This window comes from Mycobacterium sp. 1245499.0 (genome assembly GCF_001673615.1).
GTDB classification, from domain to species: Bacteria; Actinomycetota; Actinomycetes; order Mycobacteriales; family Mycobacteriaceae; genus Mycobacterium; species Mycobacterium europaeum_A.
On record NZ_LZMG01000279.1, the window covers coordinates 1 to 15,700 of the forward strand.

Here is a 15,700-nt window from a genome sequence, read left to right on the forward strand (position 1 = left end):
GCCGCCGCCGCAGGCCCTGATGCACGCCCAGGACAAGCTCGTCATGCGCCGCCGCCTCGAGGCCCTCGGCGTCCCGGTGCCGCGCTACGCCGAGATCGGCAGCGTCGACGAACTGGACGCCTTCGCGCGGCGCATCGCCGGCCCGGTGGTCGTCAAAGCGGTCCGCGGCGGCTACGACGGGCGCGGGGTGCGGATGGCGCGCGACCCGTTGCACGCCCGCGAGATCGCGACCGCGTTCCTGGCCGATGGGGTGCCGGTGATGGCCGAGGAGCAGGTGAACCTGCGCCGCGAGCTTTCCGCCCTGGTGGCCCGGTCGCCGTTCGGCCAGGGTGCGGCGTGGCCGGTCGTCGAGACCGTGCAGCGGGACGGGATCTGCGTGCAGGTGATCGCGCCCGCGCCGGAGCTGTCCGGCGAGCAGGCCGCCGCCGCGCAGCAGCTGGCGCTGCGGCTGGCGGGCGAGCTCGGCGTGGTCGGGGTGCTCGCCGTCGAGCTGTTCGAGACCGGGGACGGCGAGCTGCTGGTCAACGAGCTGGCGATGCGGCCGCACAACTCGGGGCACTGGACCATGGACGGGTCGCGCACCAGCCAGTTCGAGCAGCATCTGCGTGCGGTGCTGGACTATCCGCTCGGCGACACCGACGCCCTGGCCCCGGTGACGGTGATGGCCAACGTGCTGGGCGCCCCCGAAATCCCGCGGATGAGCGTCGACGAGCGGCTGCACCACCTGTTCGCGCGGATGCCCGACGCCCGCGTGCACCTGTACGGCAAACAGGAACGACCCGGCCGCAAGGTCGGCCACATCAACTTCGTCGGCTCCAAGCCGGCGGATCGGGACTACGTCGCGAAGCTGCGGGAACGCGCCGAGCTGGCGGCACACTGGTTGTCACACGCGCAGTGGACGGACGGATGGGATCCACATGACTAATCGGGCCAGGGTCGGCGTGATCATGGGCAGCGACAGCGACTGGTCGGTGATGGCCGACGCCGCGGCGGCGCTGGCCGAGTTCGACGTGCCGGCCGAGGTTCGGGTGGTCTCGGCGCACCGCACCCCGCAGGTGATGTTCGACTACGCGCGCGACGCGGCCGGGCGCGGCATCGAGGTGATCATCGCCGGCGCCGGGGGCGCCGCGCATTTGCCCGGCATGGTCGCGTCGGCCACGCCGCTGCCGGTGATCGGCGTGCCGGTGCCGCTGGCGCGCCTGGACGGCCTGGACTCGCTGCTGTCGATCGTGCAGATGCCCGCGGGCGTCCCGGTGGCCACGGTCTCCATCGGGGGAGCCCGCAACGCGGGCCTGCTGGCCGTGCGCATCCTCGGTTCGTCGGACCCGGCGCTGCGGGCGCGGATCGTGGAGTTCCAGGACCAGCTGGCCGAGAGCGTGCGGGCCAAGGATGAGGCGCTGCAGCAGCGTCAGGGTAAAGTTACCGGCTAGTAGCCTGGCGACGAGGCGGGCCGCGCCCGCAGAGAAGCCGGGCATGTCGGCAGAGTGTTATTAGGAGGCCGAGATGGCTGGATGGGCCGGAAACCCCACCTTTGATTTGTTCCAATTGCCCGAGGAGCACACCGAATTGCGGGCCGCGATCCGCGCGCTGGCGGAAAAGGAGATCGCCCCGCACGCCGCCGACGTGGACGAGAACTCCCGGTTTCCCGAGGAGGCACTGGAGGCGCTGATCGCCTCTGGTTTCAACGCCGTGCACGTGCCCGAGGAGTACGGCGGGCAGGGCGCGGACTCGGTGGCCGCCTGCATCGTGATCGAGGAAGTCGCCCGCGTGGACACCTCGGCCTCGCTGATTCCGGCGGTCAACAAGCTGGGCACGATGGGGCTGATCCTGCGCGGCTCGGACGAGCTGAAGAAGCAGGTGCTGCCGTCGATCGCCGACGGAACCGCGATGGCGTCCTACGCGCTGAGCGAGCGCGAGGCCGGCAGCGACGCGGCCTCGATGCGGACCCGCGCCAAGGCCGACGGCGACGACTGGATCCTCAACGGCGCCAAGTGCTGGATCACCAACGGCGGCAAGTCGAGCTGGTACACGGTGATGGCCGTGACCGACCCGGACAAGGGCGCCAACGGCATCTCGTCGTTCATGGTGCACAAGGACGACGAGGGCTTTTCGGTCGGGCCCAAGGAGAAGAAACTGGGCATCAAGGGCTCGCCGACCACCGAGCTGTACTTCGAGAACTGTCGCATCCCGGGTGACCGGATCATCGGCGAACCCGGTACCGGCTTCAAGACCGCGCTGGCGACGCTGGACCACACCCGGCCCACCATCGGCGCCCAGGCGGTCGGCATCGCCCAGGGCGCGCTGGACGCCGCCATCGCCTACACCAAGGACCGCAAGCAATTCGGCCGTCCGGTCAGCGACAACCAGGGCGTGCAGTTCATGCTCGCCGACATGGCCATGAAGGTCGAGTCCGCGCGGCTGATGGTGTACCACGCCGCCGCCCGCGCCGAGCGTGGCGAATCCAACCTGGGCTTCATCTCCGCCGCATCCAAGTGCCTGGCCTCCGACGTCGCGATGGAGGTCACCACCGACGCGGTGCAGCTCTTCGGGGGCGCCGGCTACACCGTCGACTTCCCGGTCGAGCGGATGATGCGCGACGCCAAGATCACCCAGATCTACGAGGGCACCAACCAGATTCAGCGCGTCGTGATGTCACGGGCGCTGCTGCGCTGATCGGCTTCCGGCGATGCTCTTGCGAAATGCCGAGCCGCACCGCTTAGGATCTCCACTCGGTGCGTGAAGTCCACACCGACGGTCGGTAAACAGCCACCGACTCACGTCCGACCACCGTCACGGAGCAAAGGGTCTTGTCGCGGCAAGGGGGTCTGCTGTGCAGAACATGACTTCCGCTGCCCGTTCACAGATGGCCGGGAATTGATACCGACGCGCGCTGCAGCCACCCCGACGGCGAGTTGGCAGTCGTTGTCGTTGCTGTTGGTCGAGGACGACCGTGCCGACGCGGTGCTGGTGGAAGACCTGATCACCGACGCGGTCACCGACATCCGCGTGGTGTGGGCGAAGTCGATGGCGCACGCCGAACGCGAGCTGGTGTCCGCGCGGCCCGACTGCGTGCTGCTGGATCTGCACCTGCCCGACGCCAGCGGGATCGACGCGTTGAACCGCATCGCCAGCCTCGACGCGACCGTCCCGATCGTGGTGCTGACCGGGCTGAACGACGAATACTTCGGGGCGTCGGCCGTCGCCGCCGGCGCCCAGGACTACCTCGTCAAGGGCCGGGTCGAGCCGGAGATGCTGCGCCGCGCGCTGCTCTACGCGATCGAGCGCAAGCGTGCCGAGCTGATCGCCGCCGATCTGCACGCGACGCAGCTGCGGGCCCGGGAGAACGCGCTGCTGGAACGCGGGCTGCTGCCGTCGCCGCTGCTGCTGGACAACCCGGGCGTCGACATCGTCGCCCGATACCGGCCGAGCCGCGAAGACGCTTTGCTGTGTGGGGATTTCTACGACGTCGTCCAGACGCCCGACCGGGTCGTGCACGTGCTGATCGGCGACGTCGCCGGGCACGGCCCGCACGAGGCGGCGCTGGGCGCGGCCCTGCGCATCGCCTTTCGCGCGCTCACCTTCGCCGGTGTGCACGGCGTCGAATTGATGCGCCAGCTCGAGCGGGTCTTGTACTCGGAACGCACCGGCACCGGCACTTTCGCGACCGTGCTCACGCTGGAGATCTCCCCGGACAGCCCGCGGGTCAGCGTCATCCGCGCCGGCCATCCCGGGATGTTGCTGCAGGCCGGCGGGACCGTGCAGTGGCTGGAGCCGCCGGGTGGCCCGGCGCTGGGCCTGGGGGCCGGGCACTGGCCGCAGGAGGGGCTGGAGCTGCGCGCGGGTGAGGGTCTGCTGTTGCTGACCGACGGGCTCTACGAGGGGTATTCGGGCGAAGGCACGCAACGCCTCGGCGAGGACGGCCTGCTCGCCCTGGCCCGCAGGCACGCCAACCGGCCCGGCCCCGAGTTCGTCGACGCGCTGATCAACGGGGCGCAGGAACTCGCTCAGCCCCGCGGCGGCCTCACCGATGACATCGCCGTGCTGCGGCTGGAGAGGACGACCCCGTGACGGCATCGCGTCCGCATCGGTTGACCGACCTCACCGTGCGGGGATGGCTGGCGCTCGTGCTGTGGATCTTGGGCGCCACGGTGCTGGTCGGGGCGCTGGTCGGCGCGGCGTTACTGCACCGCACCGACGAGGTGTCGCGCGAGTTGGCCCAGAACATTCAGCCTGCGCGCGTCGCAGCGGCGCGTTTGCAGTCGGCGGTGCGTGACCAGGAGACGGGCATGCGCGGCTACCTGATCACCGCGGACCGGCAGTTCCTCGCGCCGTATTACGACGGGCAGCGCGCCGAACAGGATGCGGCCAGCGAGGTTCGGCGTCTGGTGGGTGGCCGCGCGGAGCTGATGGCCGATCTGGACGCGGTGGAAGCCGCCGCCGCCGACTGGCGGACGAACTATGCCGAGCCGCTGATCGCCAACGTGGCTCCCAGGACCCCGACCTACGTGAGCCCCCGCACGGCCGACATGGGCAAGGTCAAATTCGATCATCTGCGTGCACTATTCGAAACGCAGAACACGCACCTCGCGGTGGCCAGAACGGCTGCCATCGACGAGCTCAACGAGATCAACGGCTGGCGCGACTGGGTGCTGGGCGCCACGGTGCTGATAATCATCGGCGCCGCCACGGCGCTGGGGTTGCTCAGTCGCGCGGCGATTACCCGGCCGATCGCGGCGCTGGCCGCGGCCTGCCGGCGGATCACCGAGGGCAACTTCGACGAGACGATCTCGCCCCCGCGGCGGCCCAGGGACATCCGGAACATGGCGATCGACGTGGAGAACATGCGCAAGCGCATGGTCGAGGAGCTCGCGGTGTCGCAAAGCGCCCAGGCGCAACTGGACGAGCAGGCCGCCGAATTGCGCCGATCCAACACCGAACTCGAGCAGTTCGCCTACGTCGCCTCCCACGACCTGCAGGAGCCGCTGCGCAAGGTCGCGTCGTTCTGTCAGCTGCTGGAAAAGCGTTACGGCGACCAGCTGGACGAGCGCGGCATCGAATACATCGGCTTCGCGGTCGATGGCGCCAAGCGCATGCAGGCGCTGATCAACGACCTGCTCACCTTCTCCCGGGTCGGCCGGCTGGGCACCACCGAAACCGAGGTGGCCCTCGACGCGACGCTGGATGCCGGCCTGGCCAACCTGGCCGTGGCGATCGAGGAGGCTGACGCCGAAATCGTGCGCCCGGAGCCGCTCCCGCAGATCGTCGGGGATCCGATGCTGCTGACGATGCTGTGGCAGAACCTGGTCGGCAACGCGATCAAGTTCCGGCACAAGGATCGTCGCCCCCGCATCGTCATCGAATGCGTGCCCGGCACCGGCACGCACGACGGGCAGTGGCTGCTGAGCGTGGCGGACAACGGCATCGGCATCCCCGAGGAGTTCTCCGACAAGGTCTTCGTGATCTTCCAGCGGCTGCACGGCCGGGATGTGTACGCCGGCACCGGAGTTGGCCTGGCCCTGGTCAAGAAGATCATCGAGCACCACGGCGGCACCGTCCGGATCGACACGTCCTACACCGACGGGACCCGGTTCGAATTCACCCTGCCCATGCCCGAACCCGTCGACGAAGAAGACCCGGTCGCTTTGGAAGGAGCGCATCAATGACGACACCCGAAGGCAGAGCGATCGACATCCTGCTCGTCGAGGACGACCCGGGCGACGAGCTGATCACGCGAGAGGCGTTCGAGCACAACAAGCTCAAGAACCGGCTGCACGTCGCCCACGACGGGGAGGAAGGCCTCAACTACCTCTACCGGCGGGGTGAATACGCCGACGCCCCGCGCCCCGACCTCATCCTGCTCGATTTGAACCTGCCCAAGTACGACGGCCGTCAGCTGCTGGAGAAGATCAAGTCGGATCCCGACCTGGCCCGCATCCCGGTCGTGGTGCTCACCACCTCCTCGGCGGAGGAGGACATCCTCAAGAGCTACAAGCTGCACGCGAACGCCTACGTCACCAAACCCGTCGACCTCGATCAGTTCATGAAGGCCGTCCGGCAGATCGACGAGTTCTTCGTTCAGGTGGTGCGGCTCCCGGGCAACGGGAGCTGATCGCGCGGCGCCCGCCGCGATAACCAGCCGAGCAACCAGCTCAGCACGATCAGCAGCAGGAACACGGTTCTGGGCCTCTCATCAGCGTTCGATGCTACGTGCCTCCCGGCGAACAGCGGGCACACAGTTACCTCTTATTGGATGTCAAGGGTTTGTATATTCACGATTGGTTAACTTTTGTTGTCCCCTGGGCAGTAGCCGGCGGCTTTTCCCGGCGTCCCCCGCCGCGAGGTGCGAAGGAGTTGCGTGAGGTTCGCTCGATACGGCACAGCGCTGAGCCTGGCGGCCGTGACCGCCCTGGCGCTGACGGGCTGTGGCGACCACTCGAACTCGTTGGGCTCCGGGGGCAAGCCGGCGTCGGTGGACTGCGGCGGCAAGAAGGTGCTCAAAGACAGCGGCTCGACCGCGCAGCAGAACGCGATCGAACAGTTCGTCTACGCCTACGTCCGCGCCTGCCCCGGCTACACGCTGGACTACAACGCGAACGGCTCCGGCGCCGGCCTGACCCAGTTCCTCAACAACCAGACCGACCTCGCCGGTTCCGATATCCCCCTGGACCCCTCGACCGGTCAGTACGACCGGGCGGCGCAGCGATGCGGCTCGCCGGCCTGGGACCTGCCCACCGTGTTCGGGCCGATCGCGGTCACCTACCACCTCTCCGGGGTAAACGGGCTGAAGCTGGATGGTCCCACCGTCGCGAAGATCTTCAACGGCGCCATCACCAAGTGGGACGACCCGGCGCTGAAGGCCATCAACCCGGGCCTGAACCTGCCGTCGACGCCCATCGCGGTCATCTTCCGCAGCGACAAGTCCGGCACCACCGCCAACTTTCAGAAGTACCTCGACGGCGCGTCCAACGGCGCCTGGGGCAAGGGCACCAGCGAGATGTTCACCGGCGGGGTCGGGCAGGGCGCCAGCGGGAACAACGGCACCTCCGCACTGCTGCAGAACACCGACGGGTCGATCACCTACAACGAGTGGTCCTTCGCGGTGGGCAAGCAGCTGACCATGGCGTCGATCATCACGTCGGCGGGCCCGGACGCGGTGCCGATCACCAAGGACTCCGTCGAGAAGACGATCGCCGGGGCGACCGTCAGTGGCCAGGGCAACGACCTGGTGCTGGACACCTCGTCGTTCTACAAGCCGACCCAGCAGGGCGCGTACCCGATCGTGCTCGCGACGTATGAAATCGTCTGCTCGAAGTACCCGGACGCGGCCACGGGCGCGGCGGTGAAGGCGTTCATGCGGGCGGCGATCGGTCCGGGGCAGGACGGTTTGGACCAGTACGGTTCCATCCCGCTGCCCAGCTCGTTCACGGCGAAGCTGTCGAGCGCGGTCAATGCGATTTCCTGACGGTAAGGAGGCTCGACGGTGAGCGATGGCGCGCCGGCCGCGCGGGTCGGGTCGTGGTTCGGGCCCTACCGGCTGGTGCGACTACTGCGCCAGGGCGGCATGGGCGAGGTTTACGAGGCCGAGGACACCCGCAAGGGTCGCATGGTGGCCCTGAAGCTGATCTCGCAGCAGTTTTCCGGCAACCCGGAGTTCCGTGCGCGGCTGCAGCGCGAGGCCGATATTGCGGGACGGCTGACCGAACCGCATGTGGTGCCGATCCACGACTACGGCGAGTTCGACGGACGCTTTTACGTGGACATGCGCCTCGTCGACGGCGTCAATCTGGCCACGCTGTTGCATCGGGACGGGCCGTTGGCCCCGCCGCGGGCGATCGCCATCATCAGCCAGGTCGCCGCCGCGCTGGACGCCGCGCACGCCACCGGGGTCACGCACCGCGACGTCACACCGGGCAACATCCTGGTCACCCCCAGCGACTTCGCCTACCTGGCGGATTTCGGCATCGCACGGGCCGCGTCGGATCCGGGGCTGACCCAGGTCGGGACCGCTATCGGAACGTATTACTACATGGCCCCGGAACGATTCACCGACGACGAGGTCACCCATAGCGTCGACATCTATTCGCTCGCATGCGTTTTGAGCGAGTGCCTGACCGGCTCGCCGCCCCACCGGGCCGACACCGTCGAACGGCTGGTCGCCGCGCACCTGACCAAGACGGCCCCGCCGCCCAGCCAATTGCGCCCCGGCGCGTTTCCGCCCGCCCTGGATCAGGTGATCGCCAAGGGCATGGCCAAACGCCCCGAGGACCGCTATCGCACCGCGGGCGAATTCGCCTCCGCCGCCCACGACGCGCTGACCACCGCCGAGCAGCGCAAGGCCAGCACGATCCTGCGCGACGGCCAGATCGCGGCAATGGGCGCGTACGCTGCGTCGCCGAGCGCCGATACCGTGGCCGGCCCGCTGCCCCCGGCAGCGGGCGGTGCGAAAAGCGAACGGTCCGGCCCTCGACCGTCGCTGATCCGCGCCGCCCCAACGGCATCCGGTCGCGCGTATCCCCCCGCCCCGGACTTCGGGCGCCCAGCCGCGCCGACCGACAACAAACGCAGGCAGTGGATCATCGTCGGCGCCATCGCTTTGGTCGCGCTGGTCGCGTTCGTCGTGGCGGTCCTCGGCTACCTGTCCACCGGGTCGTCGGGACCCTCCAAACAGGCCGGCGGCCAAAGTGTGTTGCCCTTCAACGGTATTGACTTCCGTCTCTCCCCGGGCGGCGTGACGCTGGACAGCGCCGGCAACGTCTACGTCACCAGCCAGGGCATGTACGGCCGGGTGGTGAAGTTGGCGGCGGATTCGCAGGCCACGACCGTGCTGCCGTTCAACGGGCTCTACCAGCCACAGGGCCTGGCCGTCGACGGCGCGGGAACGGTGTACGTCGCCGATTTCAACAACCGGGTGATCAGCATGGCCGCGGGCTCCAACAGTCAGAAGGAACTGCCGTTCACCGGCCTGAACTACCCGGAGGGCGTCGCGGTCGACAGTCAGGGCGCCGTGTATGTCGCCGACCGCGGCAACGGCAGGGTGGTGAAAATGGCAGCGGGGTCCACGACCCAGACCGTGCTGCCGTTCAACGGGCTGAACAACCCGGACGGGGTGGCCGTCGACCCGGCGGGCAACGTCTACGTCGCGGACACCGACAACAACAGGGTGGTCAAGCTCGACGCGGCGTCAAACACCCAGTCGGAGTTGCCATTCCACGACCTGTCCGTGCCCTGGGGCATCGCGGTGGACAACAGCGGAACCGTCTACGTCACCGAGCACGACAAGAGCGACGTGGTGAAATACGCTCCGGGCGCGACCACCGGGACGGTCATGCCGTTCGACGGGCTCAACACTCCGCTGGCGGTGACCGTCGGCAAGGACCAGAACGTCTACGTCGCCGACCGCGGCAACAACCGGGTGGTCAAGCTGACGCCGTGAACGCCTACGGCGTGGGCTGCGCTGCGCCCAGATACTCCTCGGTGTGCTGGCCGAGGGCCGGGGGCGGGTCGGTGGCCCACCCAGCTGACAAGGCCTCGAAGCTGGAATAGCGTGCGGGAGTGCGGATTACGGTGACCCGATCTTCGCCCTCGCCGACCGGCAGGGCCAGCTCGTTCTCGGCGAACAGCGCGGTGCTCACCACCTGCTTCCAGGTGTAGGCGTGGCAGGCCATCAGGCCGCCCTCCTGCAGCAGCCGCACCCATTCGTCGGCGGTCTTGGCGGCCAGCGCCTTCTCGAGTTCCTCGGTCAGTTCGGGATAGTTGAGCGCCCGCGCCCGCTGGTCGATGAACCGCTCGTCGTCGCGCATGTCGGGGCGGCCGATGATCTCGCACAGCTTGTCCCAGTGCTTGGGCACGTACGCGCTGATCACCAGGTAGCCGTCGGCGGCCTTGAACGCGTCCGACGGCTGGGTGGCGAATCCAACGCCCTTGCGCCGCTTGGTCTTTGGCGCATCTGGCTTGGGGGCCTCGGTCGGCTTGTTCAGGTGGATGGTCAGCTGGCTGGCCTGCAGGCTGACCGCGACGTCGTACATGGCGACCCGCACCACGTCGGCGACGCCGTGGCGCTCGCGGTTGAGCAGCGCGGCCAGCACCGCCTGGGCCAGCACGTGACCGCTGGCGGCGTCGACGAGCTGGAACGGGATGATCTGGGGTTTGCCGGTGGGCGTGGGCATCCCGGTGGTCATGCCCGACTCGGCGGCCACCATCAGGTCGACGCCCGGTCGGCTGCCCTGCGGGCCGTTGCCGCCGTAGGCCGAAAGGCGCGCGTAGATGAGCTTGGGATTGCGCGATTGCAGCTCGTCGGGGCCCAGGCCCAGGCGTTCCATCACCCCGGGCCGAAAGCCTTCCAGCACAACGTCCGCGGTGTCGACCAGTCGCAGGATCTGTTCCTTGGCCTCGTCGCTGCGCAGGTCGGCCATCACCGACTTCTTGCCGCGGTTGTGGGGGAGGAACAGGGTGGCCAGCGGCGGGCGCCCGGGCAACACCGCCGTGATGTGCCGGGCGGCCTCACCGACGGGCGCCTCGATCTTGATGACCTCGGCGCCCAGATCGGCCAGCACCTGTCCGGCCAGCGGGCCGGCGATGTTCTGGGTGAAGTCGAGCACGCGGAATCCGTCAAGTGGCTTGGCGGGCTTGCTGTTCGGCATCGTCTACCCCGTCTTGTTCAGCACCGCGGTGCAGTAGTAGTTCTGGGCGAAAGGCGCATCGGGGTCGGTCGACTGCAGCGGCAGCCCGGCGTTGGCCAGCAGCTGGTTGAGCGGGGTGCGGACCGGCTGCCAGCCCCGCTGCTGCAGGTAGGTCGCCACGTCATTGCGCTCGCCGGGGAAGCCCAGCTCGCCCAGGGCAATGTCCAGGCCGTTGCGTCGCCACTTCTCGCTGGCGGCATTCAGGGCGTCGCCGTTGATGCCGGTGTTCGCGAACACCTCGGCCACCAGCTGGCTGCCGTCGGCGGACAGGGCGGTGACGTTGTCCAGCAAGCGATCCTGGGCCTCGGGCGGCAGGAAGCCGACCAGCCCCTCGGCCGCCCAGGCGGCGGGTCGCCCGGTGTCGAAGCCGGCCTGGCGCAGCGCCGCCGGCCAGTCGTGGCGCAGGTCGATGGGGACGGCGCGCACCTCGGCGGTCGGCTGGGCGCCGAGTTCGGCGATGGTGGCGGCCTTGAACTCGAGGACCTGCGGCTGGTCGATCTCGAACACCGTGGTGCCCGGCGCCCACGCCAGCCGATAGGCGCGCGCGTCCAGGCCGGAGGCCAGGATGACCACCTGGTCGATGGCTGGATCCTTCTGGGCGCCCGCCTCGGCGAAGAAGGCGTCGATGTAGCGGGTGCGGGCGGCGAGCATGTCGGTCATGCGTTGCATGCCCCACGGGGCGCCGGGCTCGTCGACGTCGGCGGAGTCCAGTTCGCCGGCGGCCCAGCGGGTCATGAAGTCGACGCCGACCGCGCGCACCAGCGGCTCGGCGAACCGGTCGTCGATCAGCCCGTCGCGGGTGGCCCGGGCCCGCCCGGCGGCCACCATGGTGGCGGTCGCTCCCACGCTGGTCGCCAGGTCCCAGGTGTCGTCGTCGGTGCGCGCCATGGAGGAAATCCCTTCCGCTCTACTGGTTAGCCACAATAACTACCGGCGCCGCGGCGCGAGTCGCGAGGTGCGACACAGATCGATCACGGCCGGGCGTTGCGGCGGCGGGGCCCGCCGCGCCGCCGCTAGCCTCGCGCCATGACCACTTCGGTTGTCCTCGAGCAGCAGTGCGGGAGCAGCGCGGCGCGTGACGTCGACTGGCGGCGCGGCGCCGCGCGGGCGCGGCGGTTGGCCTGGATCAGCCTGGCGGTGGTGCTGGTCGAGGGTGTCGTCGGGCTGTGGCAGGGGTTGTCGGTGTCCTCCGTCGCCCTGACCGGCTGGGCACTGGGTGGCGCGTCGGAGGCGCTGGCCAGCGCCATGGTGGTGTGGCGGTTCAGCGGGGCGCGCGCCTGCTCCGAGCGGGCCGAGCGGCGCGCGCAACGCGGTGTGGCGGTGTCGTTCTGGTTGACCGCGCCGTACATCGCCGCCGAGTCGATCCGCGAGCTGGCCGCCGAACGGCACGCCGAGACCTCGGCGATCGGCATCGGGCTGACCGCCCTCGCGCTGGTGCTGATGCCGGTGCTGGGCCGGGCCAACCACCGGTTGGGCGCCCGGCTGGGCTCGGGGGCCACCGAGGCCGAAGGTGTCCAGAACTACCTGTGCGCAGCCCAGGCCGCCGGGGTGCTGATCGGCCTCGCGATGACGGCGCTGTGGTCCGGCGCGTGGTGGATCGACCCGGCCGTCGGGCTGGCCATTGCCGGTGTCGCGCTCTGGCAGGGGCTGCGCGCCTGGCGAGGCCAGGAGTGCGGCTGCTGATGCCCTAGCCGGCGCGCTCGCCGTTCGTCGCGGCGCGCGGCGCGTCCAGCCGGTAGCGGATCAGCCGGGAGCTGTTGGCCACCACCGCCACCGACGAGGCGTTGTGCAGGATCGCGGCCAGCACCGGGGACAGCGCCCCGCCCGCGCCGATGATCAGCCCGGCGGCGTTGACGGCGATGGACATGCCGTAGTTCTCCCGGATGACGTCGACCGCGCGGGCGCCCAGGTCGCGCACGTCGAGCAGCCGGTGCAGGTCGTCGTTGGCCAGCGCCACGTCGGCGGTCTCGACGGCGACGTCGGTTCCGGCCAGCCCCATCGCGATGCCGATGTCGGCGGCGGCCAGCGCGGGCGCGTCGTTGATGCCGTCGCCGACCATGCCGACGGTATAGCCCTCGTCCTGCAGGTCGCGCACCGCCGCGAGCTTGTCCTCCGGCATCACCTCGGCGCGCCACTCGTCGATCCCGAGCTCGCCCGCGACCACCTCGGCGATGTCCGGGTGATCTCCGGTGAGCATGACGATGCGGCGAATGCCGTTGGCGCGCAGCTTCTTCAGCACCTCGGACGCCTCGGGACGCACCTCGTCACGCAGGCTGATCAGCCCCACCAGCTTGCCGTCGACGGCCAGCAGCAGCGGGGTTTCGGCCTGACGGCGCAGCCGGTCCACCCACTCCGAGGCCTTCTTGGACACCCGCACCTTCTCGGCGCGCAGCAGCCCGGGGCTGCCCAGCAGCAGGGTCCGGCCGTCGGCCCAGGTCCGCATGCCCAGCCCCACCAGGACCTCGCACTCCTCGTGCGGCGGGATGGTGATGTGGCGTTCCTCGGTGGACCGGATCACCGCCTCGGCCAGCGGGTGCCGGGAGTGGATCTCCGAGCTGGCCGCATACGCCAGCACCTGCTCGGGTTGCCAATCCTTATGCAGCGCAATGATATTGGTCACCACCGGGCGCCCGACCGTGAGCGTGCCGGTCTTGTCGAACACGATCGCGTCCACCCGGCCGGCCTGCTCGAGGTGCGAGCCGCCCTTGATCAGGATGCCGCGGCGCGCCCCGTTGCCGATCGCCGCGCTGATCGCGGTCGGGGTGGCCAGCCCCACCGCGCACGGGCAGGCGATCAGCAGCATGGTCATCGCCCGGCGCACATCGCCGGTGACGACCAGCGTGATGGCCGAGACGATGAACGAGGTGGGAACGAAACGGCGCGAGAAGTTTTCGCCGACGGTCTGGATCGGCGCGCGGTCGTGCTGGGCCTCCTCGACCCGGGTGATGATGCGGCCGATGGTGGTCTGATTGCCGACCGCGCTGGCGCGCACCACCAGGCGTCCGCGGACCACCACCGAGCCCGCGTGCACGTGCGCGCCCACCACGACGCTGACCGGCAGGTTCTCCCCGGTGATCGCCGACTGGTTGACGATCGCCTCGCCGTCGACCACCTCGCCGTCGACCGGGATGGCCACGTGGTCGTGCACCACCACCTCGTCGCCGATCTGCACGGTGTCGATGGGCACCTGGACCTCGTTGCCGCCGTCGTCGAGCCGGATCCACGCCGTGTCCTGGCTGCCGCGCAGCAGTTCGGAGATGGCGCGGCGGGTCCGCCGCAGCGTCAGATCCTGAAGGTACTCACCGATATTGAGCAGCCACAGCACGGTCAGCGCGACGACGTTCTCGCGCAGCACAAGGCTGGCCACGGTCGCCGCCGAGACCAGCGCGTCGGTTCCGGCCCGCCCGGAGCGCAACGAGCGCAGCGCGCCCCGCAGGAAGGGGTAGCCGGTGAAGACGGTGACGCCGGTGGCGAACAGCCGGCCGCTGGGGCCCAGCAGTGGCGGGCGCGCAAAGACGTAGCGGCGCACCCCGAGCAGGGCCAGCGCGGCGCCGCCGATCACCATGCGCAGCACGTCGGCGTTGCGGATCTCCTCCGAATGCGGCGCGCGGGCCGGGATCAGCTCGGCGGCGACGTGCGCCGCCTCGCCGATGGCGGCCAGCACCGAGGACCGGTCGCAGCGCCGGGGCGAATACCAGACGACGACCGATCCGGTGCGCGGGTAGGCGTGCACCACCCGCACGCCCGCGCACTTGGCGACGGCCTCTTCGACCGCCACGGCGCGCCGGGTGTCGGCGCGGACCCAGCCGACGGCCACCCGCATGCGCCCGGCCGCATCCGAAATGACATGCAGCGCAGGGTCTTCGGTTCGCGCCTCGTCTGCGATGTCGGGGACTAGGGCGAGGTCCATGTCGAGGGAATCAGTGCTCGTGGTCGTGGGGGGCGGCGACCGACGGGGTGGGGGCCTCCTCGCCGATGCGTTCGCGGGCCTCGGCCATCACGTCGGCGAGCCGCAGCCGTGCCGACTCGGCGGCCTCCTCGGCCTTGCGGGTGCCGCGCAGCCCGAGTTCGGCGCCCTTGACCGCGGTCTCGTGCAGCGGTGCCTTGGCCACGGCCTTGCGCACCACCTCGTAGGCCGTCACGCCGACCAACCCGGTGACCACCGTGCCTGCCGCCTTCGCCAAGAGCCCGTACACCGCCATTGCCGCAACCCTCCTGTTTCGCCTCAGCGTTTAGCCCATGCTTGCACGACGTTAACATCGAAATATAGCGATATCAATATGTATCGGCCGCGCCCTGGCGGGCGGTGCCGGGCCGCTACAGCACCCGGGTGACCTTTTCGGTCTCGATGCGGCGCTGTTGTGCGGCCGGGTCGGCGTTGGCCACCTGCACCAGCGAGCCGCCGACGGCCAGGATGGCCAGCAGGTGATCCACCAGCTCGGCGGGACCGGACCACGACGCGCCGGACAGCACCCGGTCGCCGGACGTCAAACCCCTTGCCGCGGCCGACCTTTGGCAATCGGCCAGCACCTCGTCGACCGATCGCCCGCCCAGCGCCGGACCGGGTCGCGGTTCGGGAACGATCTGATCGCCGTGCACCCGCACCGCGGTGGCGTAGTCCGTCACCCCGATCGGCAGGTCGGGTGCCGGGCGGCCGAACGGGTCCAGCGACAGCACCGCCACCTCACCCCCGGCCACCGCCTCGTCGGCCTCGTCCAGTCGCTGCGCCGTGCATAGGGCCACGTCGGCCGGGCCCGCCAGCACCGCCTCGGCGCCGATCCACCACACCCCGAACAGCACCGCCGCCGTCTGCCAGTGCGCGGGCAACAGGATCGCCACCCGGCTGGCCGGCCCGGCGCCCAGCTCGTCGCGCAGCAGGTTGGCGGTCTTGGCGGCCCAGTTGGCCAGCGTCACGCCGGACAGTTCGATGCGCTCGCCGGTGGCGTCGTCGTAGTAGGTGATGCGCGGTCCCACCGGATCGGCCCGCAGCAGCGGATCGAGGATGGCCCCGCTCAGCGTGA

General features: G+C 69.9%; 14 protein-coding genes. 9 read left to right on the plus strand and 5 right to left on the minus strand.

Translation table 11 applies throughout. The features are described from left to right. From A5646_RS16750 to A5646_RS16785, 8 genes are all read left to right on the plus strand, one after another. Positions 1–925 (plus strand): 5-(carboxyamino)imidazole ribonucleotide synthase (locus tag A5646_RS16750; RefSeq protein WP_067022804.1); only part of this gene is annotated, 925 nt, incomplete at its 5' end. Continuing rightward, entirely contained in the window at positions 918–1,430 is a 513-nt protein-coding gene (gene purE, locus A5646_RS16755) for a 5-(carboxyamino)imidazole ribonucleotide mutase (protein ID WP_066868523.1), read from the plus strand. The genes A5646_RS16750 and purE, both read left to right, overlap by 8 nt. 73 nt (positions 1,431–1,503) lie before the next feature. Beyond that, positions 1,504–2,673, plus strand: a complete 1,170-nt coding sequence (locus A5646_RS16760; protein WP_066868521.1) for an acyl-CoA dehydrogenase — start codon at positions 1,504–1,506, stop codon at positions 2,671–2,673. A gap of 249 nt (positions 2,674–2,922) precedes the next feature. Beyond that, complete coding sequence (locus tag A5646_RS16765; RefSeq protein WP_156752942.1) at positions 2,923–4,068, plus strand: PP2C family protein-serine/threonine phosphatase; 1,146 nt, start codon at positions 2,923–2,925, stop codon at positions 4,066–4,068. Then, on the plus strand, positions 4,065–5,663 hold the full coding sequence (locus tag A5646_RS16770; RefSeq protein WP_066868517.1) for a CHASE3 domain-containing protein: 1,599 nt from the start codon (positions 4,065–4,067) through the stop codon (positions 5,661–5,663). The genes A5646_RS16765 and A5646_RS16770 overlap by 4 nt, the downstream gene beginning before the upstream one ends. Continuing rightward, positions 5,660–6,109, plus strand: a complete 450-nt coding sequence (locus tag A5646_RS16775) for a response regulator (RefSeq protein WP_066868516.1) — start codon at positions 5,660–5,662, stop codon at positions 6,107–6,109. The genes A5646_RS16770 and A5646_RS16775 overlap by 4 nt, the downstream gene beginning before the upstream one ends. A 246-nt stretch (positions 6,110–6,355) precedes the next feature. Continuing rightward, on the plus strand, positions 6,356–7,462 hold the full coding sequence (gene pstS / locus A5646_RS16780; RefSeq protein ID WP_066878837.1) for a phosphate ABC transporter substrate-binding protein PstS: 1,107 nt from the start codon (positions 6,356–6,358) through the stop codon (positions 7,460–7,462). Positions 7,463–7,480: 18 nt separating this feature from the next. Further along, positions 7,481–9,433 carry a serine/threonine-protein kinase PknD gene (locus A5646_RS16785; protein ID WP_066878839.1) on the plus strand — a complete coding sequence of 651 codons (1,953 nt, stop codon included), beginning with the start codon at positions 7,481–7,483 and terminating at the stop codon, positions 9,431–9,433. A 4-nt stretch (positions 9,434–9,437) separates the two neighbouring features. Here the strand turns inward: A5646_RS16785 and A5646_RS16790 are convergent, their stop codons facing one another. Beyond that, positions 9,438–10,640, minus strand: a complete 1,203-nt coding sequence (locus A5646_RS16790; RefSeq protein ID WP_066878841.1) for a CoA transferase — start codon at positions 10,638–10,640, stop codon at positions 9,438–9,440. Positions 10,641–10,643: 3 nt separating this feature from the next. After that, positions 10,644–11,567, minus strand: coding sequence for a class I SAM-dependent methyltransferase (locus A5646_RS16795; RefSeq protein ID WP_066868507.1), 924 nt, complete (start codon positions 11,565–11,567; stop codon positions 10,644–10,646). 138 nt (positions 11,568–11,705) lie between these two features. Here A5646_RS16795 and A5646_RS16800 point away from each other — a divergent pair, with 138 nt between their 5' ends. After that, positions 11,706–12,362, plus strand: a complete 657-nt coding sequence (locus A5646_RS16800) for a cation transporter (RefSeq protein ID WP_067022807.1) — start codon at positions 11,706–11,708, stop codon at positions 12,360–12,362. A 4-nt stretch (positions 12,363–12,366) separates the two neighbouring features. On the opposite strand, the gene ctpC is transcribed toward A5646_RS16800, so the two are convergent. The 3 genes from ctpC to A5646_RS16815 all read right to left on the minus strand — a co-directional run. Beyond that, positions 12,367–14,589, minus strand: coding sequence for a manganese-exporting P-type ATPase CtpC (ctpC, locus tag A5646_RS16805; RefSeq protein ID WP_066878844.1), 2,223 nt, complete (start codon positions 14,587–14,589; stop codon positions 12,367–12,369). A 10-nt stretch (positions 14,590–14,599) separates the two neighbouring features. After that, on the minus strand, positions 14,600–14,881 hold the full coding sequence (locus A5646_RS16810) for a DUF1490 family protein (protein ID WP_066868504.1): 282 nt from the start codon (positions 14,879–14,881) through the stop codon (positions 14,600–14,602). Between the two features lie 115 nt (positions 14,882–14,996). Beyond that, positions 14,997–15,700: TIGR03089 family protein (locus tag A5646_RS16815; RefSeq protein ID WP_197505218.1), on the minus strand; the 704-nt coding region annotated here is incomplete at its 5' end.